This is a genomic window from Pseudomonas sp. AL03 (assembly GCF_029960815.1).
In the GTDB taxonomy this organism is placed as follows: Bacteria; Pseudomonadota; Gammaproteobacteria; order Pseudomonadales; family Pseudomonadaceae; genus Aquipseudomonas.
On record NZ_JASBRE010000016.1, the window covers coordinates 119,222 to 141,341 of the forward strand.

Consider the following 22,120-nt stretch of genomic DNA (forward strand, 5'->3'; position numbering starts at 1 on the left):
GCCTGAGAAATATCATCAAGCCATACCCGTCGCCGATCATCACCGGGCGCGGTATCGACCTCGACTTCCCGATGCTCGCCGGCTGCCTGGCATTGATCGGCCTCGGGCTGGTCATGATTGCATCGGCATCGACCGAAGTAGCAGCGGTGCAGTCGGGTAGTGCCCTGTATTACATGATTCGCCACCTTATCTACGTGGTGCTGGGCCTTGGCGCCTGCTTCGTCACCATGATGATTCCGATCGCCACCTGGCAACGTCTGGGCTGGCTGATGCTGATTGGTGCGTTCGGTTTACTGGTGATGGTGATCATCCCGGGGATCGGCCGTGAAGTGAACGGTTCGATGCGCTGGATCGGCTTCAGCTTCTTCAACGTCCAGCCTTCTGAGATCGCCAAGGTGTTCGTGGTGATCTACCTCGCCGGTTATCTGGTGCGTCGCCAGAAAGAAGTGCGTGAAAGCTGGATGGGCTTTTTCAAGCCGTTCATCGTTCTGCTGCCAATGGCGGGTCTGTTGCTGATGGAGCCGGACTTCGGTGCCACCGTCGTGATGATGGGGGCTGCGGCGGCGATGCTGTTCCTCGGCGGGGTCGGGCTGTTCCGTTTTTCCCTGATGGTTATCCTCGCGGTCGGGGCGGTGGTGTTGCTGATTCAAGTGCAGCCGTATCGAATGGCGCGGTTGACCAACTTTGCGGATCCGTGGGCCGACCAGTTCGGTGCTGGGTACCAGTTGTCCCAAGCATTAATCGCTTTTGGTCGCGGGGAATGGCTGGGCGTAGGCCTGGGCAACAGCGTGCAGAAACAGTTCTACCTGCCGGAAGCCCACACCGACTTCGTGTTCTCGGTCCTGGCCGAGGAGCTGGGTGCCGTGGGTTCCTTGTGCACAGTGGCGCTGTTCGTCTTTGTTTGTGTGCGTGGCATGTACATCGGCTATTGGGCCGAGAAGGCCAAGCAATTCTTCGCTGCCTACATCGCGTACGGCCTGTCTTTTCTGTGGATTGGTCAGTTCCTGATCAACATCGGAGTGAACGTCGGCCTGCTGCCGACCAAGGGTCTGACCCTGCCGTTCCTCAGTTATGGCGGTAGTTCGTTGGTGATCTGCTGTGCCTGTCTCGGCTTGTTGCTGCGTATCGAGTGGGAAAGTCGAACCCATTTGGGCAGTGAAGAGATGGAGTTCCATGAGAGCGACTTCGCCGAGGAGCCGACCCATGGGCGCTAATGTATTGATCATGGCGGGCGGCACCGGTGGCCACGTGTTCCCGGCGCTGGCGTGTGCCCGCGAATTCCAGGCCCGTGGGTACACCGTGCATTGGCTCGGGACCCCGCGTGGCATCGAGAACGATCTGGTGCCGATGGCCGGAATCGAGCTGCACCGGATCAATGCCAGCGGTTTGCGCGGCAAGGGCAAGCTGTCCTTGCTCAAGGCACCGCTCATGTTGCTCAAGTCGATCTGGCAGGCGCGGGCGATCATTCGTCAGCTGCGGCCGGTGTGTGTGGTTGGCTTTGGTGGTTATGTGACCGGTCCTGGCGGCGTTGCAGCCAAACTGGCCGGCGTGCCGGTGATCGTTCATGAGCAGAACGCGGTGGCCGGTACCGCCAATCGGTTGCTGGTGCCGTTGGCCGCCCGAGTCTGTGAAGCGTTCCCCGACACCTTTACCCTGTCGGACAGCCGTCGGACCACCGGTAACCCGGTGCGCACCGAGCTGTTCCTCGACACACCGCGACAGGCTTTGGCCGGTCGCAAGGCGCGTTTGCTGATTCTGGGCGGAAGCCTGGGCGCAGAGCCGTTGAACAAGTTGCTGCCTGAAGCCCTGTCGCAAGTCGCCCCCGACCTGCGCCCGGAAGTGTTTCATCAGGCCGGCAAAAACCACGATGAAGTGACTGCAGAGCGCTATCGCGCGGCTGGCGTCGAGGCGCAAGTGCAGCCTTTCATCAAAGACATGGCCCAAGCCTATGGCTGGGCCGACCTGGTGGTGTGCCGCGCAGGTGCGCTGACCATCAGTGAACTGGCTGCCGCCGGTCTGCCCTCGATGCTGGTGCCTTTGCCCCATGCGATCGACGATCACCAGACCCGCAACGCCGATTATTTGGCCCGTGAAGGCGCTGCCTTCCTGATGCCGCAAAGAACGACTGGCGCAGCGGATCTTGCCGCACGCCTGACAGAGGTCCTGATGCAACCACAACGACTGACCGACATGGCCACCGCTGCACGCCGCCTGGCCAAACCCGATGCAACCCGTAACGTGGTCGATACCTGCCTGGAGGTGGCCCATGGTTGAGAATCAGAAAGCCATGCCGCACCCGGAAATGCGCCGCATCCGTAGAATCCACTTCGTCGGGATCGGCGGCGTGGGCATGTGCGGCATCGCCGAAGTGTTGCTGAACCTGGGCTATGACGTGTCCGGTTCCGACCTGAAAGCTTCGCCGGTGACCGAGCGTCTCGAGTCCTTTGGTGCCCAGATCTTTATCGGCCACCGCGCCGAGAACGCCGCGACCGCCGATGTGCTGGTCACCTCCAGTGCCGTGAACACGTCCAACCCGGAAGTCGCCACCGCCCTGGAGCGCCGCATTCCGGTAGTGCCGCGTGCTGAAATGCTGGCTGAGCTGATGCGCTACCGCCACGGCATCGCCGTCGCCGGTACCCATGGCAAAACCACCACCACCAGCCTGATCGCTTCGGTGTTTGCCGCCGGTGGCCTGGACCCGACATTCGTCATCGGTGGCCGTCTGAATGCCGCGGGCACCAATGCCCAGCTTGGCACCAGCCGTTACCTGATCGCCGAAGCCGACGAAAGCGACGCCAGCTTCCTGCACCTGCAGCCGCTGGTGGCCGTGGTCACCAACATCGACGCCGACCACATGGCGACCTACGACGGTGACTTCAACAAACTGAAGAAAACCTTCGTCGAGTTTCTCCACAACCTGCCGTTCTACGGTCTGGCGGTGGTGTGCCTGGACGATCCGGTGGTGCGTGAAATCCTGCCGCTGGTGAAACGTCCTACGGTCACTTACGGCTTCGGCGATGACTGCGATGTGCGTGCGATCAATGTGCGTCAGCAGGGCATGCAGACCTTCTTCACCGTGCTGCGTCCTGATCGCGATCCGCTGGATGTCTCGGTGAACATGCCGGGTAACCACAACGTGTTGAACGCACTGGCAACCATCTGCATTGCCACCGACGAGGGCGTCAGCGATGAAGCCATCGTCCAGGGCCTGTCCGGGTTCCAGGGTGTTGGCCGACGCTTCCAGGTCTACGGCGAACTGCCGGTAGAAGGCGGCAACGTGATGCTGGTCGACGACTACGGTCACCACCCGACCGAAGTCGCCGCCGTGATCAAAGCCGTGCGCGGTGGCTGGCCGGAACGTCGCCTGGTGATGGTTTACCAGCCGCACCGTTACAGCCGGACCCGTGACCTGTACGACGATTTCGTCAATGTATTGGCCGACGCCAACGTTCTGCTGCTGATGGAAGTCTACCCGGCCGGTGAAGAACCGATCCCGGGCGCCGACAGCCGCAAGTTGTGCAACAGCATCCGTCAGCGCGGTCAGCTCGACCCGATCTACATCGAGCGCGGTGTCGACCTCGCGCCCATCGTCAAACCGCTGTTGCGTGCTGGTGACATCCTGCTGTGCCAAGGTGCTGGTGATATTGGTGGGCTCGCACCGAAATTGTTGAACAGTCCGTTGTTCGTGGGTGCGGTTGCCGCGCCAACTGTGGGGAAGTTGAAATGACTGCTGCTTACGCCAACCTCGTCTCCACACTTGCGCCGAAAGACTTCGGCCGCGTCGCCGTGTTGTTCGGCGGCAAGAGTGCCGAGCGTGAGGTGTCCCTGAAGTCGGGTAACGCGGTTCTCGACGCGCTGCAAAGCGCCGGTGTGGACGCGTTCGGCCTCGACGTGGGCAATGACCTGTTGCAGCGTCTGCTGAACGAAAAGATCGACCGTGCCTTCATCATTCTCCACGGTCGTGGCGGTGAAGACGGCAGCATGCAGGGCCTGCTCGAATGCCTGGGCATTCCGTACACCGGCAGCGGCATTCTTGCCTCGGCATTGGCCATGGACAAGCTGCGCACCAAACAGGTCTGGCACAGCCTCGGTATTCCGACGCCACGCCACGCGGTACTGAGCTCTGAGGCCGATTGTATTTCGGCAGCGACGGAACTGGGCTTCCCTTTGATCGTCAAACCGGCCCATGAAGGTTCAAGTATCGGGATGGCCAAAGTGTCTTCAGCGCTTGAGTTGATCGACGCGTGGAAAGCGGCCAGTACCTACGATTCGCAAGTGTTGGTCGAGCAATGGATTCAAGGTCCGGAGTTCACCATCGCCACCCTGCGTGACCAGGTGTTGCCACCGATTGCCCTGGGCACGACACACAGTTTCTACGACTACGACGCCAAGTACGTGGCTTGCGATACCCAGTACCGGATCCCGTGTGGCCTCGACAGCAGCAAAGAAAAAGAACTCATGGACCTCACGGCGAAAGCCTGTGATGCGCTGGGTATCGCCGGTTGGGGCAGGGCAGACGTGATGCAGGACGCCGACGGGCAGTTCTGGTTCCTGGAAGTCAATACCGCACCGGGCATGACCGATCACAGTCTGGTTCCGATGGCGGCCCGTGCTGCCGGTCTGGATTTCCAGCAACTGGTTCTGGCCATTTTGGCAGCAAGCGTTGGCAGCAACGAAGAGCCGCGAGGTTAAGACCATGCAAGGCGCCCAGCTGAGACATCAGCCCTCCGCACCACCCGGCCGCAAGCCGGTACCGCGGGGTGCCAGTCGAATGGTGGCCAAAGAGCCGATGTCTGCGCGCCTGCCGAAAGCCAATTTTGGTTTTCTGAAAAGCCTGTTTTGGCCAGTGCTGCTGGTAGCGCTGGGGTTCGGCACTTACGAAGGCGCGCAGCGCTTGCTGCCTTACGCCGACCGGCCGATTACCAAGATCAACGTGCAGGGCGATTTGAGTTACATCAGCCAGCAAGCGGTGCAGCAGCGCATCGCCCCATACGTGGCGTCGAGCTTCTTCACCATCGATCTTGCGAGCATGCGCACCGAGCTTGAACGGATGCCATGGATTGCCCACGCCGAAGTGCGCAGGGTGTGGCCGGATCAAGTAGTGATCCGCCTGGAAGAACAACTGCCAGTGGCCCGATGGGGCGATGAATCGCTGTTGAACAACCAGGGTCAGGCGTTCACCCCGCGTGAACTGGCGAACTACGAACACTTGCCCCAGCTGTTCGGCCCACAACGGGCTCAACAGCAGGTCATGCAGCAATACCAGGTGCTGAGCCAGATGCTCAGGCCGTTGGGCTTCTCGATTGCACGCCTGGAGTTGCGTGAACGAGGCAGCTGGTTCTTGACCACCGGCGCTGGCAGCGCGGGCCCGGGGATCGAACTGCTGCTGGGACGCGGCAAGCTGGTGGAAAAGATGCGCCGCTTCATTGCCATCTATGACAAGACGCTTAAAGAACAGATTACGAACATTGCGCGCATTGATCTGCGCTACGCCAACGGCCTCGCTGTTGGCTGGCGGGAACCTGTAGCGCCCACGACAGCCCAACCCGCTGTCGCGAAGAATTAAGAAGAGGCAGGACCCATGGCAAACGTGCAAAGCGGCAAAATGATCGTCGGTCTCGATATCGGCACCTCCAAGGTGGTGGCGCTGGTCGGCGAGGTCTCGGACGACGGCACGCTGGAAATCGTCGGGATCGGTACCCATCCGTCCCGTGGCCTGAAGAAAGGCGTGGTGGTGAACATTGAGTCCACCGTGCAATCGATCCAGCGCGCGATCGAAGAGGCGCAGCTGATGGCCGGTTGCCGCATTCACTCGGCGTTCGTCGGCGTGGCCGGCAATCACATCCGCAGCCTGAACTCCCACGGCATCGTGGCAATTCGTGATCGCGAAGTCAGCTCCGCCGACCTTGAGCGTGTTCTCGACGCCGCCCAGGCCGTAGCGATCCCGGCTGACCAGCGCGTGCTGCACACCCTGCCGCAGGATTACGTGATCGATAACCAGGAAGGTGTTCGTGAGCCTTTGGGCATGTCAGGCGTACGTCTGGAAGCCAAGGTTCACGTGGTCACCTGCGCCGTCAACGCCGCACAGAACATTGAAAAATGCGTGCGTCGCTGCGGTCTGGAAATCGACGACATCATTCTTGAGCAGCTGGCTTCCGCGTATTCGGTCCTGACCGACGACGAGAAAGAGCTGGGCGTGTGCCTGGTGGACATCGGTGGCGGCACCACCGACATCGCGATCTTCACCGAAGGCGCGATCCGTCACACCGCGGTGATCCCGATTGCGGGCGATCAGGTGACCAACGACATCGCCATGGCGTTGCGCACCCCGACCCAGTACGCCGAAGAAATCAAGATTCGCTACGCCTGCGCCCTGGCCAAACTGGCCGGTGCCGGTGAAACCATCAAGGTCCCAAGTGTCGGCGACCGTCCACCGCGCGAGCTGTCCCGTCAGGCCCTGGCCGAAGTGGTCGAGCCGCGTTACGACGAGCTGTTCACGCTGATCCAGGCCGAACTGCGTCGCAGCGGCTACGAAGACCTGATCCCGGCCGGCATCGTGTTGACCGGCGGTACGTCGAAGATGGAAGGCGCGGTCGAACTGGCCGAAGAGATCTTCCACATGCCGGTCCGCCTGGGCGTGCCGCATGGCGTCAAGGGCCTGGATGATGTGGTCCGTAACCCGATTTATTCCACTGGCGTTGGCCTGTTGATGTACGGCCTGCAGAAGCAGTCCGACGGGATTTCGTTCTCGGGCATCAGCAGCCGCGACAGCTACAGCAATGAAGAACCGAAAGTCGCCTTGCTCGATCGCTTCAAGAGCTGGGTACAAGGCAATTTCTAAAGATTTACCGCAGCACCGCAACACCGCTTCAAAAAGCAGTAGGCGAAAAAACTAGAGAATGTAAGGAGAGGGAAAATGTTCGAACTCGTAGACAACATCCCCGCAAGCCCGGTTATTAAAGTTATCGGTGTTGGCGGAGGCGGCGGCAACGCTGTCAACCACATGGTCAAGAGCAACATTGAAGGCGTTGAATTCATCTGCGCCAACACTGATGCCCAGGCGCTGAAAAGTATCGGCGCGCGGACCATCCTGCAACTGGGCACCGGCGTGACCAAAGGTCTCGGCGCTGGCGCCAACCCTGAAGTAGGTCGTCAGGCCGCTCTCGAAGACCGTGAGCGCATTGCCGAAGTCCTGCAGGGCACCAATATGGTGTTCATCACCACTGGCATGGGCGGTGGTACCGGTACCGGTGCTGCGCCGATCATTGCTGAAGTGGCCAAGGAAATGGGGATTCTCACCGTTGCGGTGGTGACCCGTCCGTTCCCGTTCGAAGGCCGCAAGCGCATGCAGATCGCCGACGAGGGTATCCGTCTGCTGTCTGAAAGCGTCGACTCGTTGATCACCATTCCCAACGAGAAGCTGCTGACCATCCTTGGCAAGGACGCAAGCCTGCTGTCCGCATTCGCCAAGGCCGACGATGTATTGGCCGGTGCCGTTCGCGGTATCTCTGACATCATCAAGCGTCCGGGCATGATCAACGTCGACTTTGCCGACGTACGGACCGTGATGAGCGAAATGGGCATGGCGATGATGGGCACTGGCTGCGCCAGCGGTCCGAACCGTGCACGTGAGGCCACCGAAGCGGCCATTCGCAACCCACTGCTGGAAGACGTGAACCTGCAAGGCGCACGCGGCATCCTGGTGAATATCACCGCCGGTCCTGACCTGTCCCTGGGTGAGTACTCCGACGTGGGTAGCATCATCGAAGCCTTTGCTTCCGAACACGCGATGGTCAAGGTCGGTACCGTTATCGATCCGGACATGCGCGACGAGCTGCACGTGACCGTGGTTGCCACCGGTCTGGGCGCGAAAATCGAGAAACCTGTGAAGGTCATCGACAATACCGTTCACACCTCCATGGCTTCCCAGCCACAACAACAAACCCCTGCACGTCAGGAACAGCCAGCGGTAAACTACCGTGACCTGGACCGTCCGACCGTCATGCGCAACCAGGCTCAGGCCGGTGCTGCGACTGCCGCGAAGATGAATCCGCAAGATGATCTGGACTACCTGGACATCCCGGCTTTCCTGCGTCGTCAGGCTGATTGATGGAATGTATCAGGGCTATGAAGGTGATTGGTGTTCAGCAAAGGCCTGGTCTGCTATTATCGCCAGCCTTTGTTGATACCAGTTCGCAATTTGCGCTGAAGCGGCCCAAGCCATGATTAAACAACGCACACTGAAAAATATTATCCGTGCTACAGGTGTAGGCCTGCACTCCGGGGAGAAGGTATACCTGACCCTCAAGCCCGCACCTATCGACACCGGCATTGTGTTTGTTCGTGCCGACCTCGACCCTGTGGTGCAGATTCCTGCCCGCGCGGAAAACGTTGGTGAAACTACGATGTCGACCACGTTGGTCAGTGGTGACACCAAAGTGGATACGGTGGAGCACTTGCTCTCGGCCATGGCTGGCCTGGGCATCGATAACGCCTACGTCGAGCTCTCCGCGTCCGAAGTTCCGATCATGGATGGTAGCGCTGGACCCTTCGTATTTCTGATTCAGTCGGCTGGCCTGGAAGAACAGGACGCCGCCAAGAAGTTCATCCGGATCCTGCGGGAAGTGACAGTGGAAGACGGCGACAAGCGCGCCACTTTCGTCCCTTTCGAAGGCTTCAAAGTGAGCTTCGAGATCGATTTCGATCACCCGGTTTTCCGTGACCGCACACAAAGTGCAAGCGTGGATTTTTCCAGCACTTCGTTTGTAAAAGAAGTCAGCCGCGCCCGTACCTTTGGTTTCATGAGTGACATCGAGTACCTGCGCAAGCACAACCTCGCACTCGGCGGCAGCGTTGAAAACGCTATTGTGGTCGACGCGGATGGTGTACTGAACGAAGACGGCCTTCGCTATGAAGACGAATTCGTGAAGCACAAAATCCTCGATGCAATTGGTGACCTATACCTGTTGGGCAATAGCCTGATTGGTGAGTTCAGGGGCTTCAAGTCCGGACATGCATTGAACAACCAGCTGCTGCGCAAGTTGATTGAGCAGACAGATGCTTGGGAAGTCGTGACGTTCGATGACGCTAGCACTGCACCAATCTCTTACATGCGCCCTGTTGCGGCCGTGTAAGTAAAAAACCTCTCTAGTTTTTAAAGGCTACCTTCGGGTGGCCTTTTTTTATGCCCGATCGTTCCCACTCAGAGTGGGGGAACGATCATCCTGCGACCACCCGATTCCTGCCCGCTTCCTTGGCCTGATACAGCGCCTTGTCCGCTGCAAACAGCAGTTGTTCCAGACCGATCTCGGCGGATGTGGTCCAGGTACTGATACCAATACTGACAGTAATCCGCGACTCGGCACCTGCCACCAACGGCAATTGCTCCACGGTCGCTCGGATGTGTTCGGCAATCTGTTGCGCACCCTGGCTGTCGGTTTCCGCCAGGATCACCGAAAACTCCTCGCCGCCGTAGCGGGCGGCCAGATCCGCTGGGCGCCGCACATTGGCGGAGATGACCTTGGCCACCGAGCGCAAGGCATCATCGCCACTCTGATGCCCATGGCGATCGTTGAACGCCTTGAAGTGGTCGGCATCGATCATCAGCAGCGACAACGGCTGGCCGGAACGTTGAGCGCGAAACCACTCATGACGCAGGACCTGATCCAGCGTTCGGCGGTTGGCCAGGCCGGTCAAGGCATCGGTGGCCGCCAGTTGAGCCAGTTCCTGCTCGGCGTGATAGCGCAGGCGCAATTCCCGGCAGAGCAACCAGGTCAGCCAGAGCAGACTGACGCACAGCGCAATAGTCGCAACGCTGACCACCACCGCCGTGCGCTTCCACGACGACAACACTTCATCACTGGACAACGCAACGATGACGATCAACGGCAAGTTGCCCACCTTGGAGAACGTGTACAGGCGTTTATCCTTGTGGCGGCTTGAAATACCGGTGAAGCTGCCGTTGCCTTCTTTGACAATGCGCTGGAAGTTGGGACGGTTGCTGAAGTCCTTGCCAATCAGCTCTTCGGCCAGACGGGGCTCCTGGGCCAGAAGAATACCGTCCGAGCTGATCAGGTTGACCGAGCTGTCACGACCGATGCTCAAACTGTTGAACAACTGATCGAAATAACTCAAGCGCATGGCGGCTTCGGCTACGCCAAGAAATTCGCCTTGTGAGCCGCTGACCCGACGACTGAAGCTGATTCGCCATTCATGTTCAGCCTGTCTGGAACGGAAGGGACGGCTGATGTGCATGCTCGGGTCGCGATTGGTCATGTGCGACTGAAAGTATTCGCGGTCAGCAAAATTGCCCTTTCTGGGTTCTACCGAGGCCGAGTCGGCGATCACGTCGCCCTTGTTGTCCAGCAACAAAATGTCGCCCTTGTAGGGTGCCGCAGTGGCACGGTCAAACAAGGCCAGGTGTCGGATGGCAGGAGAAACGCTCTTGAGGTCTTCACGCTGCGAGGCAGCGATCAAACCGAGCAAGGACAGGTCATAGAGTTCGATATTGCGCAGCACGTCTGCGTCGATCAGTTGCACGATATTGGTTGCTGCGCGAGTGGCAGACTGTTCAGCATTGGCACGTTCGCGAATGAGCAGGAACGCCACGATGCTCAATATCGCAATCACCAACAGCAAACTGCCGAGAACCAGAAGCCGCTCCGACCGCGTCGACAGGATCGGATGGTGAGATGTTGCACGGCTCACACTCATGGTTCTGACTTCTGCTAATGAGGCGTTATGAAAGTTTTTTACAAGAATCGGGCAGAACCCCAGAAACCGTTTTCGTTCAGAGCGCCTGTACAAATCCCGGATAAAAAAAAGCCAGCAAGACGTGCTGGCCTTTTACTTATTGAAGCTTAGAAGACATTGAGCGGGTAGTCGACGATCACCCGGTATTCATCGGTGTCCTGATCCAGCACGCCGTAGCCGTTGCCTCCACGGTTGGATGCCCATTGCAGGCGCAGCGCCAGGTTTTTGGCCTTGCCGCCCTGAACCACATACTTGAGATCGATGTCGCGTTCCCAATGCTTGGCGTTTTTGCCGTCAGCGCTGTACCACGAGGCATAACCAGGGCTGTCCGGATCGACCTTGGTCAGGTCCAGTTCACCCTGGGAGTAAGAGACCGCTGAGGTCAGGCCGGGCAGGCCGAGCCCGACAAAGTCATAGGCGTACTTGAGTTTCCACGAGCGTTCATTGGGGCCGTTGAAGTCCGAATACTGCTGGGAATTGTCGAGGAAGACGCTGTCGCCCTGGCTGATGTAGTCGAACGGCGTGTTGCCGTTGACCCGCTGATACGCGGCGGTGACGCTGTGATTGCCCACACCGACGGTGAAATGCAGGCTGTAGGTGTTGTTGTCGATGTTACCCAACAGCGCATCGCCAGTGTCTTGCGTGTGATAGAAGTGCAGGCCCGGGTTAAGGCTGACCAGGTCGTTCAGCGCGTAGGTGTAATCCAGGTCGTAGTAGTACTGGTTCCAGATGTCTTTGAGTTCGGAAGCATAGAGGCTGCTGGTCAGCCCCGGCAGACCGCTCCAGGCGACGCCGGCCCAGTTCAGGTGCCGGCTTTCGTCACCCTCGGACAGACTGCCATAGGACGTGCCTATTCGGGTGTGTCCGCTCTGGTTGTAAGGTTTGGTAAAACTCGCCTGGCCACCTTCAATCATCCAGCCGTCAAAACTGTGGTTGGTCAGGCTGACGCCGCGAAAGGTCTGGGGCAGCATGCGGGTTTCGCCGCCGGCGATCACCGGATTGGTGAGGAACAAGTCACCGGCCTTCAGTTCGGTATCGAGGGCACGCATTTTCAGCGTGCCGCCCGCCGTCGAGAACGAACCTGGCGCTTTGCCGTTGCCATCGCTGATCGGCAGGATACTCGACCCATCGGTACCGCCACCGCCGTCGAGCTTGAGCCCGAGCATGGCGTGGGCATCAACGCCGAAACCGACGGTGCCCTGGGTATAGCCTGATTCGAAAATGCCGAGGAAACCCTGGCCCCATTCAATGTTGTCGTCCGCCTGCTGCAGGCGATTGCGGTTCATGTAGTAGTGTCGGGCGTTGAGGTTGAGGCTTGAGCCTTCGACAAAACCTTCGGCGTTTGAGTCGTCTGCGGCGTGAGCAGCAGGAGTCACCGTCGCAGCGATTGCAATGAATAACGGGCTGAATCTAAGAGGGAAACGCACTAGCGGTAAAGCTCCTTGGGTCAATTAAGAGCCTCATTGTTTTGAGACTCAGAATGTTTCTTGTTAAGGGAGACGAACTGAAGCTGTTCAAAACCACAACGAAAAAAAGCCGCTGAGAGCAGCGGCTTGAAGACAACTTTTCAAAGGAAAGAGCCGATGAATAGTGTCGAGGGAAACAGATCGATACTTGATAATCAGCTGTCTTTCTCAACCCGCGGCTGGGCTTGAGTAGTCGACGCTTGCGGGGTTTGCGCAGCTTCCTGAGCTTTGGCCGTCATTTCGCTCTGATACTGTTCGAACGCAGCAGCTCGTGCGGAATTTTGCACGACGAACGCCTGCGACTCTTCAGCGATGGCGAACGGAGACAGAAACATAGAGGACATAACGAAAGCGCTGGCAATACCCATAGTGTTGGACATCTTTTAAACCTTCTTGCTTGGCAAGTGCTGTTTGGTGCGGCAACGATAAGGGGGTTTGGAGAAGGGAAAAAGAGCGGGTTTATGAAAGGACTGTTGCGCTTAAGGCAACAGTAGGTAGGGCGACGCAGTACATGTAGTAGCTGGCGAAGCCTGCGTTCGGCTGCGAAGCAGTCGTAAATCCTGTACACGCGGTATACCTGACAGACCGCAGCGTCGGATCTCACGACTGCTTCGCAGCCGGACGCAGGCTTCGCCAGCTGCTACAAGGACCGGGTGCAGTCCAAATGCCGGTACGGGTCATACGGGCAAATGAATGCCGAAGGTATTCATGCCGTGGTCACAGCGCACAAACACATCCCCCCCATGCATCAACGCAATCGCCTTGACGATCGCCAGCCCCAGCCCATGGTTGTTCCCACTGTTGCTGCGCGATGCATCCACCCGATAAAAACGCTCAAACAACCGCGACAAATGCTCGCTGGCAATCGGCGAACCGGGGTTCGCGACACCGATACTGACCTGATGCTCCTCGACTTCGATTCGCACCTGAATGACTTGCCCTGGCTCGGTGTGCTGCACCGCGTTACTCAGCAAGTTGATCAACGCCCGGCGCAAATGCGCGACCTCGATCCGCAACTGGGCATCACCACTGACCTGCACCTGAACCTGCGCGTCTTCCAGAATGAAATCCAGATACTCCAGCGTCGTCGCCACTTCTTCGGCGAGTGAGGTGGACGTCAGTTTGGTGGCCTTGCTGCCCTGATCCGCGCTGGCAAGAAACAGCATGTCATTGATGATCGAACGCAGTCGCTCAAGCTCTTCAAGGTTCGATTGCAGCACTTCAAAATAGTGTTCGGCGGATCGCCCGCGAGTCAACGCCACCTGGGTCTGGCCGATCAGGTTGGTCAGCGGCGAGCGCAGTTCATGGGCCACATCGGCGTTGAACGACTCAAGGCGCGAGTAAGCCTGTTCGACCCGCTCCAGTGTCGAGTTGAACGAATTGACGAACTGATTCAGTTCCGGCGGCAGCGGTGACAATTGCAGCCGACCGGACAACAGCGGCGGGGCCAGCCGCTGAGCTTCCTGGGACAACTTGATCAGCGGCTTGAGGCCGATCCGCGCCACCCAGTAACCGAGGGCCGACGCCAGCAACACGCCGATGATCGCCAGGCTGATCAGGGCAGTCAGCAAATGGTGTTGAGTCTGCAAAAACGTCTCGGTGTCGATGCCGATCATGAAGCGCAGCGGTGGACGTTGATCCTTGGCCGGGAACTGACTGACCAGCACTTTGAGTGGATAAGGTTGATCCGGCAGCTGCAAGTCGCGCCTGCCCAGCGGCCCTTCGGCGAAGGTGCGGATCTGCGGCGTCAGGTTGCCGTATTCGTAGCGCGGATCCCCGCTGATGATCCAGAAGCTGATGCGTTTGTCTTCCTCACCGAGCAGCTTGAGCTTGTTATTGATCTTCACCCAATGCTCAGGCGTGCCGTAACGGCCGACCGTGGATTCGAGCACGCTGTAACGTGCGTCCAGTTCAGCCTCGGGCAGCAAACCCAGACCTTTATCGACCTGTTGATACAGCGCCCAACCAATCAACAGAAACACCAAAAGCGCCACCAGCGTAAACATCCCGCTCAGGCGCAGCGCAATCGAGTTGCGAGGGTAGGTCATCATTCATTTCCTGCGCCGCGCCGAGTCTGCTGTTGCGCAGGGCAAGGCGCGAGGAGCGCGGTTTGGTTGTTCCAAATAAGCTCCGAGCAACGCAGCCCTGCGCAACAGCAGGCTCGGCCCTCCGGGTTGTCGTCTGAAAGCGGGCCATGCTGCGTTGCAGCCCTTGGCAAGGAAACAACCCTTACCTTCGGGCTGCGCCTTGCCTGGCCCGCTTTCAGACGGCAACGCGGCGCAGGAAATGAATGATGACCTACCCTAAACACCGCGGCTCTCCAGCACATAACCCATGCCACGAATTGTGTGCAGCAGTTTCTCGTCGAACGGCCCGTCGAGCTTGGCGCGCAAGCGTTTGATCGCGACTTCGACGACGTTCGCGTCGCTGTCGAAATTGATGTCCCAGACCATTTCGGCGATGGCGGTTTTCGAAAGAATTTAACCCTGGCGGCGGGCCAGCACGCTGAGCAAAGAGAACTCCTTGGCGGTCAGGTCCAGGCGGGTGCCGGCGCGGGTCGCTTTGCGGCTGATCAAATCTATCCACAGGTCGGCGATGCTCACCTGCACCGGTTCGTGACCGCCGCTGCGGCGGGTCAGCGCTTGCAGGCGCGCTACCAGTTCGAGGAAGGAAAACGGTTTGCCGAGGTAGTCGTCGGCGCCGTCGCGCAGGCCTTTGATACGGTCTTCGACACGCTCGCGGGCGGTGAGCATGATCACCGGGGTTTGCTTGCGCGCACGCAAGGCGCGCAGTACGCCAAAGCCGTCGAGGCCCGGCAGCATGACGTCGAGGACGATCACCGCGTAGTCGCTTTCCAGCGCCAGGTGCAGGCCTTCGACGCCATCGTGCGCCAGGTCCACGGTGTAACCCTGTTCCGTCAGACCGCGGTGAAGATAATCCGCGGTTTTTTCCTCGTCTTCGATAATCAGAACGCGCATGACCCCGCCTCAGTCTGTGGTCGCCAGCGCCGGCATCGGTGCTGGGGCTGGTTTAGGCCGATGGAAAAGCCGCTCAAGCCACAAGTATATGACCGGAGTGGTAAACAGCGTCAGCGCCTGGCTCACCAGCAAGCCGCCCACGACCGCGATCCCCAAGGGTTGGCGCAGTTCGGCGCCGGTGCCGTAGCCGAGCATCAATGGCAGCGCGCCGAGCAGGGCGGCGAGGGTGGTCATGATGATCGGCCGGAACCGCGTGATACAGGCCTGGTAGATCGCCTCTTCCGGTGGCAAGCCACCTTTGCGTTGGGCTTCGAGCGCGAAGTCGATCATCAGGATGCCGTTCTTCTTCACGATCCCGATCAGCAGCACCAGCCCGATCAACGCCATGATCGAGAAGTCCTGCCCGCAAATCCACAACATGATCACCGCGCCGAGCCCGGCGGAGGGCAGCGTCGAGATGATGGTCAACGGATGGACGAAGCTCTCGTACAGAACGCCGAGAATGATGTACACCGCCACCAGCACCGCCAGGATCCATACAAGCGAGCTTGCTCCGGGCTGCGTTCCGACGATAGCGTCAGTTCCGTGAACACAAAACCCGACGGACTCGCCTGCAGCGTGAAGCTTGCAGCTCCCGACACAGGTATACTGCCGCCTTTCGCGGCTCGCTGACCGGGCCCGACTCTATGTGCATCACCCGGAGCTTTCATGACTTCCCCGACACAACCGCCGGTTGCCGACGCTTTGAGCGACGACCAGGCAGACCTGCCAGACAGCGTCGACTCCAGCGCAGACAGCGAAACCAAAGCCGAGATCCCAGCGTTCAAGTTCCCGTTCAAGCCGGGCGACCTGGCCGCAGCGAAGAACGCCAGCCAGCCCTGGTACAAGAATGGCGCCAAGAACGGCCATACCAAGACTCCGGGCGTAGCGCCACCCGGCACTCGCCGCTCGATGGGTAAACGCTGAGTTTTAAACTCTGCGGCGAGCAAGCTCGGCTCCTACCGTTGATCTGTGTACGACGCAAATCCACTGTAGGAGCTGAGCTTGCTCGCGAAGGGGCCATCAAAGGCAATACACGTTCTGGATCAAGCCGCGCGCAACGAAATAAACGCATAGTTCACGGGTGTATCTGTCGCCACTTGCGCACCAGCCGCCTGCACGTGTCCGGCAATGTCCTCACCCGACACATGAAACAACCAATCAGCGTGTGATTCAGCCAGCGGCTGCGCCGCAACCTGATCGATGACCCTCGCAAACGCGGTCATGTCCGGCAGATAAGCGGTAAAGCCATCGCCCTTCAACGCTGTAGTCCGAATTCCTAGCAACGCGCAAATCGCATCCTTGGTCCGAACGTCATCGCGATCAGCCTGACGAGAGTGCTGGATTAACCCGACCAGTTCCTGATCCGCCCATTCACCACCCACAATTAAATCCGGTCCCTTTTCCCACGACTCGGGCGGACATTCCTTCGCCGCAATGTTCAGGGGAATGTGCGGATTGATTTCCATCGGGTAGATGCGGCACACCAGCGGCCGACGTTCGTAGATGCGGCAGAGGTTGTCTTCGTCAAGATTCCGGCAAGGACCGACGTTGTAGGCGGCAAAGGTGATGGCGATGTACGCCTCGGATGCGCCGCTTCGAACCCTCACCGAACGACGTTCGGCGTGCTCGCGTTGCGGCATGGGCAGGCCCAGGCCATTGCCCAGGAAACCTTCCACCAGCACGATTACCTGACCGCCATCGGCCGCCCACATCCGGGCTTCGCTCAGGGTCAGGGGCACGTGGTGGTCGTTGCAGCATTTGCCACAACCAACGCAGGAAAACGTCGTATTCATTGAGCGGCCAGTCGCCTGTGAGGGTATGAAGCGGCGACAGAATGCCGCCGCAAAGGCCACTGTCGAAGCAAGTTATGCGCCAGTCATTGCGCCTTGGCGGTCGGGCGGATGGAGTCCCATTCGGTGACATAAGCGGTTTTGCTTTTCTTGTTGTAAAGGCACAGTTCGGTGCCTTGCTGGCCTTTCATGTGTTTTTGCGGGTATTGGCCTTGCAACAGAAGTGCGGTGTAGCCAACCCGGTCGTCAAACTGTGCGGCGTTGCCAACAGGTTTGGCATTCTTCAGGCCGCTGGCCTTGGTGCAGCTGGCGAGCACGGCTTTGTCGTAGGCGGCCCAGGCGTCGGGGCTGGACGCGTAGGCCTGGGTGGTCAGGGCGCTGAGGCAGAGGAAGGTCAGGGTTGAGGCTTTCATATTCTGGCATCCGTGGGTGGGTATAGACCTAGGTCTGAGTATGCCAGGCCGGAACCGGTTCCCGGCGGATCACACGCATTCCGGCGTTTTCATACAAACGCTGCGCCCGAAGGTTGTCCTCAAGCACCTTCAAATCTACAAAACCTTCGCGACGTTCCTGAAACACCTTGAAAGCTTGTGCCAGCAATGCACGGCCTAGCCCGAGGCCCTGAGCTCGAGGATGCACCACCAGGTTCTTGATGTAGGCACTTGTCCAGCACTGGCAAACACCCACAATACCTTCGGCATCCAGAGCGATGAAGCACAGGGTCGGGTCGTATTCCTGATCGGTTTCAAAACGCTGTTGCCAGACGTCCAGTGCCGGTACGCGACCGCCTCCTTCCTGATAGCCCAGTTCCATCAAACGATGAACGGCTTCTGCCAGATCGGGGCGGTATTCGCTGAGGACGATTCCCTGAGGCCAAACGATTGCAGGCATACCTTCAGTGAGGTTGCGCCGCATCAGAAAGCAGAAGTCCTTGGACAAGACTCAATGACCTTGTTCAGCGACAGCCTTGGCTGCTTCGATCAGGCACTTGGTCAATTCCGGAGAGGAGAACTTGGTCAACACCGCGTTCGCGCCGGCAAGACGGGCCTTTTCGCTGTTCATCGCGCTGTCCAAAGAGGTGTGCAGCAGCACATAGAGGTGCGAGAAATCCGGGGTTTCGCGCAAGGTGCGGGTGAAGGCGTAGCCGTCCATCTCCGACATTTCGATGTCCGAAACGATCAGATTGATCTGCTGGGCCGTGCCTTGCAGGTCCAGCAAGCAGTCGATGGCTTCCTTGGCACTGCGGGCGGTGTGGCATTGCAGGCCGAGGTTGCGCAGGGTGTGAACCGATTGCTGCAGCGCAACCTGGCTGTCATCGACCACCAGAATCCGCGCGTTGCCGAGGACTTCGGCGTCTTCCATGCTCAGTTCGGTCGGGGCCGTTTCGATCTGCGCCGGGGCGATGCCATGGATCACTTTTTCGATGTCCAGCACTTGTACCAACGTGCCGTCGACCGAGGTCACGCCAGTGATGTACGAACGCACGCCGCCAGAGCCGAAGGGCGGCGGACGGATGTCGGTGGTCAGGCAGTGGACGATCTTGCTCACCGCTTGAACGTGCAAACCCTGCTTGGAGCGGCTGACATCGGTGACGATCAGGCAGCCACCGTTCGGGTCTTCCAGCGGCCGTTCACCGATGGCACGGCTGAGGTCGATCACCGACAACGACGCACCGCGCAGGGTGGCGATGCCTTTGACGTGGGGATGCGACTCCGGCAGCTTGGTCAGCGGCGGGCAGGGAATGATTTCACTGACTTTCAGCAGGTTGATCGCCATCAGCTTGCCGCTGCGCAAGGTAAACAGCAGAAGCGAAAGTGAGTCTGCGCGGGCTTTGTTTGAAGACATAAAAACCTTCTGTGGAAAAAGGTGATGGGCGACCGCGGGATCGCCAACAGCATCGATGCCGGGTTATCGACTTGTTGCGGGCAGGCTTTAGGGTTATTCCGTCGCCAGACCGGTCAGTGTGATCCCTGTAGCAGCTGCCGAAGGCTGCGTCCGGCTGCGAAGCAGTCGTAAATGCCGAGCTCTCGGTGCACCGAATATAGCGCGGTGAATGGTTTGGCGAGGACTGCGTCCTCGGACGCAGCCTTCGGCAGCTGCTACAAGGGATCGCGTTATTTCATTCCCAAGCGTTTGGCCATCCTTCCAAGATTCGCCCGATCCAAGCCTAGCTCACGCGCCGCACTCGCCCAATTGTTATGGTGTCGTTCCAGACAGGCGTTGATCAGTCGACGCTGATAATCCTCGGTCGCCGCCCGCAAGTCTCCCGAGACCAACGCAACAGGGCTGACAGTGGCTGGCTCGGCTGCAAGCGCAACACTGCCAGTGGGCAAATCCAGGTCCGCCGCACTCAAGCTTAGAATTTTCGGCCGTTCCTTGCAGTTACCGAGCGCCTTCAAGGCACTGCGGCCAATCAAGTGCTCCAGTTCCCGCACATTTCCCGGCCATGTATACGCCAGCAATGCAGCCTGAGCGTCGCTGTTCAGGCGCAGGCTGTTGAGGCCCATGCGTGAGCGGTTCTGCTCCAGGAAATAGCCGCTGAGCAGCAACACATCCCGCCCACGATCACGCAGTGCTGGCACCAACAACGGATAAACGCTCAGGCGGTGATAGAAGTCGGCACGGTAGCGGCCGCTGCGCACTTCCTCCGCCAGATCGCGGTTGGTCGCGGCGATCAGTCGTACGTCGACCTGATGCTCTTTATCCGAACCCAATCGCTGCAATTGACCGCTTTGCAGGACTCGCAGCAATTTGGCCTGGACGGTCAGGGACAGCTCACCGACTTCATCGAGAAACAGCGTGCCGCCATTGGCCAGTTCGAACTTGCCGCGCCGATCGTTCATTGCGCCGGTGAAGGCACCGCGGACATGGCCGAACAACTCGCTCTCCACCAGCGTGTCCGGCAGCGCGGCGCAGTTGAGGCTGATGATCGGCTTGTCGGTCCGGGGCGATGCGGCGTGGATGGCTTGGGCGACCAGTTCCTTGCCGACCCCGGTTTCGCCGGTGATCAGCACGGTAAGATCGCTGCCGCCCACCAGATTGATTTCTTCCACCAGCCGTTTGTGGGCCTTGCTCTGGCCAATCATCTCGCGGTTCTGCTGGCCGCTGGCTTGTCGGTAAACCTCGGCGCGCTGATGTTCGTCTTCGACACGATTGGCCAGGCGTTCGATGCGCTCGGCGGCGTTGACGGTGGCGGCGGCGAGGCTGGCGAAGGCTTCCAGGGCATCCAGTTCGATCGGTTCGAAGCGCTCCGGATCGAGTGCGTCGAGGGTCAGCAAACCCCACGGACGCTCGTCGATAAACAGCGGGCAACCCATGCAGTCGTGGACTTCCAGATGATCGTCGAGGCCATCGACCAGGCCGTCGTAAGGGTCGGGCAAGTCGCTGTCAGCGGCGAAACGGGTCGGGCCGTGACTGCTAAGCAGCGCTTCGAAACGCGGGTGTTCGCTGACTTTAAAGCGTCGGCCGAGAGTGTCGGTGCTCAACCCGTCGACGGCCAGCGGCACCAGCCATTCGCCATCGAGGCGCAGCAGGGCGGCGGCATCGCAGGGGAGCAGGGCGCGCATGGCTTCGAGCAAGCGCCGATAACGCTCGCCTTCGGGGAGTTCACGGGACAGGTCGGAGACCAGTGGCAGCAGGGCGGTCAGTAGAGATTTTGCAGTCATAGTGACTCCGTGTAGTCGGTATGACTATAAAACAGTCTGTGTCGATATGACTACTAAGAATTCAAGTAATTGATTTATAACGTTTTAATTTGTGGCACGGAAACTGATAAGTCCAAGGCAGTCAGTTAGCAATCCAATTAGTTCAGGAGTCGCCTTATGCTTAGCGTTCAAGACCGTGCAATCGTCAAATCCACCGTGCCCTTGCTGGAAAGCGGTGGCGAAGCGTTGATCACTCATTTCTACCGCATGATGCTCTCCGAGTATCCGGAAGTTCGCCCGCTGTTCAACCAGGCTCACCAGGCCAGCGGTGATCAGCCGCGTGCCCTGGCAAACGGTGTCTTGATGTATGCGCGGCACATCGACCAGCTCGACCAGTTGGGCGACCTGGTGGCCAAGATCATCAACAAGCACGTGGCCCTGCAAATTCTCCCGGAACACTACCCGATTGTCGGCTCCTGCCTGCTGCGAGCCATCTCCGAAGTGCTGGGCGACGAGATTGCCACACCTGAAGTGATGGCCGCCTGGGGGGCTGCTTACGGTCAATTGGCCGACATCCTGATCGGCGCCGAAACCAGCATCTACGACCAAAAGGAACAGGCACCGGGCGGCTGGCGCGGGGCGCGGGACTTCATCGTGGTGGCCAAGGTCGACGAAAGCGCGGAAATCACCTCGTTCTACTTCGAACCGGCCGACAAAGGCCCGATTCTGGCGGCAGAGCCAGGCCAGTACATCGGCATGCAACTGATCCTCGATGGCGAAGAGATTCGTCGTAACTATTCGCTGTCGGCTTTGGCGAACCAGGGCCAGTACCGGATCAGCGTAAAGCGTGAAACCGGTGGCCGCGCCTCCAACCATCTGCACGATCAGTTACATGTAGGCTCGAGCATCCAGCTGTTCCCGCCATCGGGCGAATTCACCCTGACCGAAAGCGCCAAACCGTTGGTGCTGATCAGCGGCGGCGTCGGGATCACTCCGACGCTGGCGATGCTCGAAGCGGCGCTGGCGACCAAGCGGCCGGTGCACTTTATTCACTGCGCACGCAACGGTAGCGTTCACGCCTTCCGCGACTGGATCGATGGCTTGGCCGAGCGTCACCCGCAACTCAAACGCTTCTATTGCTACGACGAAGATGATGGCGTGAGCCCGGCGGCGCACAAGGTTGGCTTGTTGAGCCAGGAGCAACTGGGCGAGTGGTTGCCGCAACAGCGCGATCTGGACGCTTACTTCCTTGGGCCAAAAGGCTTTATGGCGGCGATCAAGCGCCACCTCAAAGCCTTGGGTGTGCCGGAGAAGCAAAGCCGTTACGAATTCTTCGGGCCGGCTTCGTCGTTGGAGTAACCGCTTATCTTGTAGGAGCACGGCTTGCCGGCGAAGGCGATCTTGAGGACGCCTTCGCCGGCAAGCCGTGCTCCTACGAGTGCTTGTCG

General features: G+C 59.3%; 19 protein-coding genes and 2 pseudogenes. 10 read left to right on the forward strand and 11 right to left on the reverse strand.

Annotated features, from left to right (window positions below):
- The first annotated feature begins 2 nt into the window (after positions 1–2).
- From ftsW to lpxC, 8 genes are all read left to right on the forward strand, one after another.
- On the forward strand, positions 3–1,214 hold the full coding sequence (gene ftsW / locus QK293_RS16940) for a putative lipid II flippase FtsW (protein ID WP_282379077.1): 1,212 nt from the start codon (positions 3–5) through the stop codon (positions 1,212–1,214).
- Positions 1,204–2,274, forward strand: coding sequence for an undecaprenyldiphospho-muramoylpentapeptide beta-N-acetylglucosaminyltransferase (gene murG / locus QK293_RS16945; protein WP_282379008.1), 1,071 nt, complete (start codon positions 1,204–1,206; stop codon positions 2,272–2,274). The genes ftsW and murG overlap by 11 nt, the downstream gene beginning before the upstream one ends.
- A complete protein-coding gene (murC, locus tag QK293_RS16950; RefSeq protein ID WP_282379010.1) occupies positions 2,267–3,727 on the forward strand; it encodes a UDP-N-acetylmuramate--L-alanine ligase in 1,461 nt (486 codons plus the stop codon). The genes murG and murC overlap by 8 nt, the downstream gene beginning before the upstream one ends.
- The gene (locus QK293_RS16955) at positions 3,724–4,692 is read left to right on the forward strand and encodes a D-alanine--D-alanine ligase (RefSeq protein ID WP_282379012.1); all 969 of its coding nucleotides are present in this window, start codon (positions 3,724–3,726) and stop codon (positions 4,690–4,692) included. Before murC ends, QK293_RS16955 begins: the two co-directional genes overlap by 4 nt.
- 4 nt (positions 4,693–4,696) lie before the next feature.
- Positions 4,697–5,566, forward strand: a complete 870-nt coding sequence (locus QK293_RS16960; protein ID WP_282379014.1) for a cell division protein FtsQ/DivIB — start codon at positions 4,697–4,699, stop codon at positions 5,564–5,566.
- Positions 5,567–5,581: 15 nt separating this feature from the next.
- Entirely contained in the window at positions 5,582–6,841 is a 1,260-nt protein-coding gene (gene ftsA / locus QK293_RS16965; RefSeq protein ID WP_033061341.1) for a cell division protein FtsA, read from the forward strand.
- A gap of 75 nt (positions 6,842–6,916) precedes the next feature.
- Positions 6,917–8,110 (forward strand): cell division protein FtsZ, encoded by a 1,194-nt coding sequence (gene ftsZ / locus QK293_RS16970; protein ID WP_282379019.1) that lies wholly within the window; start codon positions 6,917–6,919, stop codon positions 8,108–8,110.
- 112 nt (positions 8,111–8,222) lie between these two features.
- Positions 8,223–9,134, forward strand: a complete 912-nt coding sequence (lpxC, locus tag QK293_RS16975; RefSeq protein ID WP_282379021.1) for a UDP-3-O-acyl-N-acetylglucosamine deacetylase — start codon at positions 8,223–8,225, stop codon at positions 9,132–9,134.
- A gap of 85 nt (positions 9,135–9,219) precedes the next feature.
- Here lpxC and QK293_RS16980 read toward each other — a convergent pair whose 3' ends face one another.
- The 6 genes and pseudogenes from QK293_RS16980 to QK293_RS17005 all read right to left on the reverse strand — a co-directional run.
- Positions 9,220–10,713, reverse strand: coding sequence for a sensor domain-containing diguanylate cyclase (locus tag QK293_RS16980; RefSeq protein WP_282379025.1), 1,494 nt, complete (start codon positions 10,711–10,713; stop codon positions 9,220–9,222).
- A 146-nt stretch (positions 10,714–10,859) separates the two neighbouring features.
- Positions 10,860–12,179: an OprD family porin gene (locus tag QK293_RS16985; protein ID WP_282379027.1), complete on the reverse strand. Its 1,320-nt coding sequence runs from the start codon at positions 12,177–12,179 to the stop codon at positions 10,860–10,862.
- A 194-nt stretch (positions 12,180–12,373) separates the two neighbouring features.
- Positions 12,374–12,598, reverse strand: a complete 225-nt coding sequence (locus QK293_RS16990) for a hypothetical protein (protein ID WP_282379029.1) — start codon at positions 12,596–12,598, stop codon at positions 12,374–12,376.
- A 297-nt stretch (positions 12,599–12,895) separates the two neighbouring features.
- Positions 12,896–14,266 (reverse strand): heavy metal sensor histidine kinase, encoded by a 1,371-nt coding sequence (locus QK293_RS16995; RefSeq protein ID WP_282379032.1) that lies wholly within the window; start codon positions 14,264–14,266, stop codon positions 12,896–12,898.
- A gap of 255 nt (positions 14,267–14,521) precedes the next feature.
- Positions 14,522–15,196, reverse strand: a pseudogene (locus QK293_RS17000) (heavy metal response regulator transcription factor).
- A 9-nt stretch (positions 15,197–15,205) separates the two neighbouring features.
- Positions 15,206–15,730, reverse strand: a pseudogene (locus tag QK293_RS17005) (efflux RND transporter permease subunit); the annotation flags it as partial.
- 174 nt (positions 15,731–15,904) lie between these two features.
- On the opposite strand from QK293_RS17005, the gene QK293_RS17010 reads away from it, so the two are divergent.
- Positions 15,905–16,162 (forward strand): hypothetical protein, encoded by a 258-nt coding sequence (locus tag QK293_RS17010; protein ID WP_282379034.1) that lies wholly within the window; start codon positions 15,905–15,907, stop codon positions 16,160–16,162.
- 119 nt (positions 16,163–16,281) lie between these two features.
- Here the strand turns inward: QK293_RS17010 and QK293_RS17015 are convergent, their stop codons facing one another.
- The 5 genes from QK293_RS17015 to norR form a co-directional block, all read right to left on the reverse strand.
- Complete coding sequence (locus QK293_RS17015) at positions 16,282–17,031, reverse strand: YkgJ family cysteine cluster protein (RefSeq protein ID WP_282379036.1); 750 nt, start codon at positions 17,029–17,031, stop codon at positions 16,282–16,284.
- Between the two features lie 83 nt (positions 17,032–17,114).
- Positions 17,115–17,441: a hypothetical protein gene (locus QK293_RS17020; protein ID WP_282379038.1), complete on the reverse strand. Its 327-nt coding sequence runs from the start codon at positions 17,439–17,441 to the stop codon at positions 17,115–17,117.
- Positions 17,442–17,469: 28 nt separating this feature from the next.
- The gene (locus tag QK293_RS17025) at positions 17,470–17,943 is read right to left on the reverse strand and encodes an N-acetyltransferase (protein WP_282379039.1); all 474 of its coding nucleotides are present in this window, start codon (positions 17,941–17,943) and stop codon (positions 17,470–17,472) included.
- Between the two features lie 27 nt (positions 17,944–17,970).
- On the reverse strand, positions 17,971–18,873 hold the full coding sequence (locus QK293_RS17030) for a chemotaxis protein (RefSeq protein WP_008147551.1): 903 nt from the start codon (positions 18,871–18,873) through the stop codon (positions 17,971–17,973).
- Between the two features lie 269 nt (positions 18,874–19,142).
- The gene (gene norR / locus QK293_RS17035) at positions 19,143–20,693 is read right to left on the reverse strand and encodes a nitric oxide reductase transcriptional regulator NorR (RefSeq protein ID WP_282379042.1); all 1,551 of its coding nucleotides are present in this window, start codon (positions 20,691–20,693) and stop codon (positions 19,143–19,145) included.
- 156 nt (positions 20,694–20,849) lie between these two features.
- On the opposite strand from norR, the gene hmpA reads away from it, so the two are divergent.
- Positions 20,850–22,031 carry an NO-inducible flavohemoprotein gene (gene hmpA / locus QK293_RS17040; protein WP_282379044.1) on the forward strand — a complete coding sequence of 394 codons (1,182 nt, stop codon included), beginning with the start codon at positions 20,850–20,852 and terminating at the stop codon, positions 22,029–22,031.
- Positions 22,032–22,120: the final 89 nt, after the last annotated feature.

Bases quoted from the DNA above. Each gene is read 5' to 3' on its own strand.
- QK293_RS17025 (WP_282379039.1), bottom strand. From the start codon at position 17,943: ATGCGGCGCAACCTCACTGAAGGTATGCCTGCAATCGTTTGGCCTCAG.
- ftsA (WP_033061341.1), top strand. From the start codon at position 5,582: ATGGCAAACGTGCAAAGCGGCAAAATGATCGTCGGTCTCGATATCGGC.
- norR (WP_282379042.1), bottom strand. From the start codon at position 20,693: ATGACTGCAAAATCTCTACTGACCGCCCTGCTGCCACTGGTCTCCGAC.
- QK293_RS16955 (WP_282379012.1), top strand. From the start codon at position 3,724: ATGACTGCTGCTTACGCCAACCTCGTCTCCACACTTGCGCCGAAAGAC.
- QK293_RS17010 (WP_282379034.1), top strand. From the start codon at position 15,905: ATGACTTCCCCGACACAACCGCCGGTTGCCGACGCTTTGAGCGACGAC.
- murC (WP_282379010.1), top strand. From the start codon at position 2,267: ATGGTTGAGAATCAGAAAGCCATGCCGCACCCGGAAATGCGCCGCATC.
- QK293_RS17030 (WP_008147551.1), bottom strand. From the start codon at position 18,873: ATGTCTTCAAACAAAGCCCGCGCAGACTCACTTTCGCTTCTGCTGTTT.
- murG (WP_282379008.1), top strand. From the start codon at position 1,204: ATGGGCGCTAATGTATTGATCATGGCGGGCGGCACCGGTGGCCACGTG.
- lpxC (WP_282379021.1), top strand. From the start codon at position 8,223: ATGATTAAACAACGCACACTGAAAAATATTATCCGTGCTACAGGTGTA.
- QK293_RS17015 (WP_282379036.1), bottom strand. From the start codon at position 17,031: ATGAATACGACGTTTTCCTGCGTTGGTTGTGGCAAATGCTGCAACGAC.
- QK293_RS16960 (WP_282379014.1), top strand. From the start codon at position 4,697: ATGCAAGGCGCCCAGCTGAGACATCAGCCCTCCGCACCACCCGGCCGC.
- QK293_RS16995 (WP_282379032.1), bottom strand. From the start codon at position 14,266: ATGACCTACCCTCGCAACTCGATTGCGCTGCGCCTGAGCGGGATGTTT.
- hmpA (WP_282379044.1), top strand. From the start codon at position 20,850: ATGCTTAGCGTTCAAGACCGTGCAATCGTCAAATCCACCGTGCCCTTG.
- ftsZ (WP_282379019.1), top strand. From the start codon at position 6,917: ATGTTCGAACTCGTAGACAACATCCCCGCAAGCCCGGTTATTAAAGTT.
- QK293_RS16990 (WP_282379029.1), bottom strand. From the start codon at position 12,598: ATGTCCAACACTATGGGTATTGCCAGCGCTTTCGTTATGTCCTCTATG.
- QK293_RS16980 (WP_282379025.1), bottom strand. From the start codon at position 10,713: ATGAGTGTGAGCCGTGCAACATCTCACCATCCGATCCTGTCGACGCGG.
- QK293_RS17020 (WP_282379038.1), bottom strand. From the start codon at position 17,441: ATGAAAGCCTCAACCCTGACCTTCCTCTGCCTCAGCGCCCTGACCACC.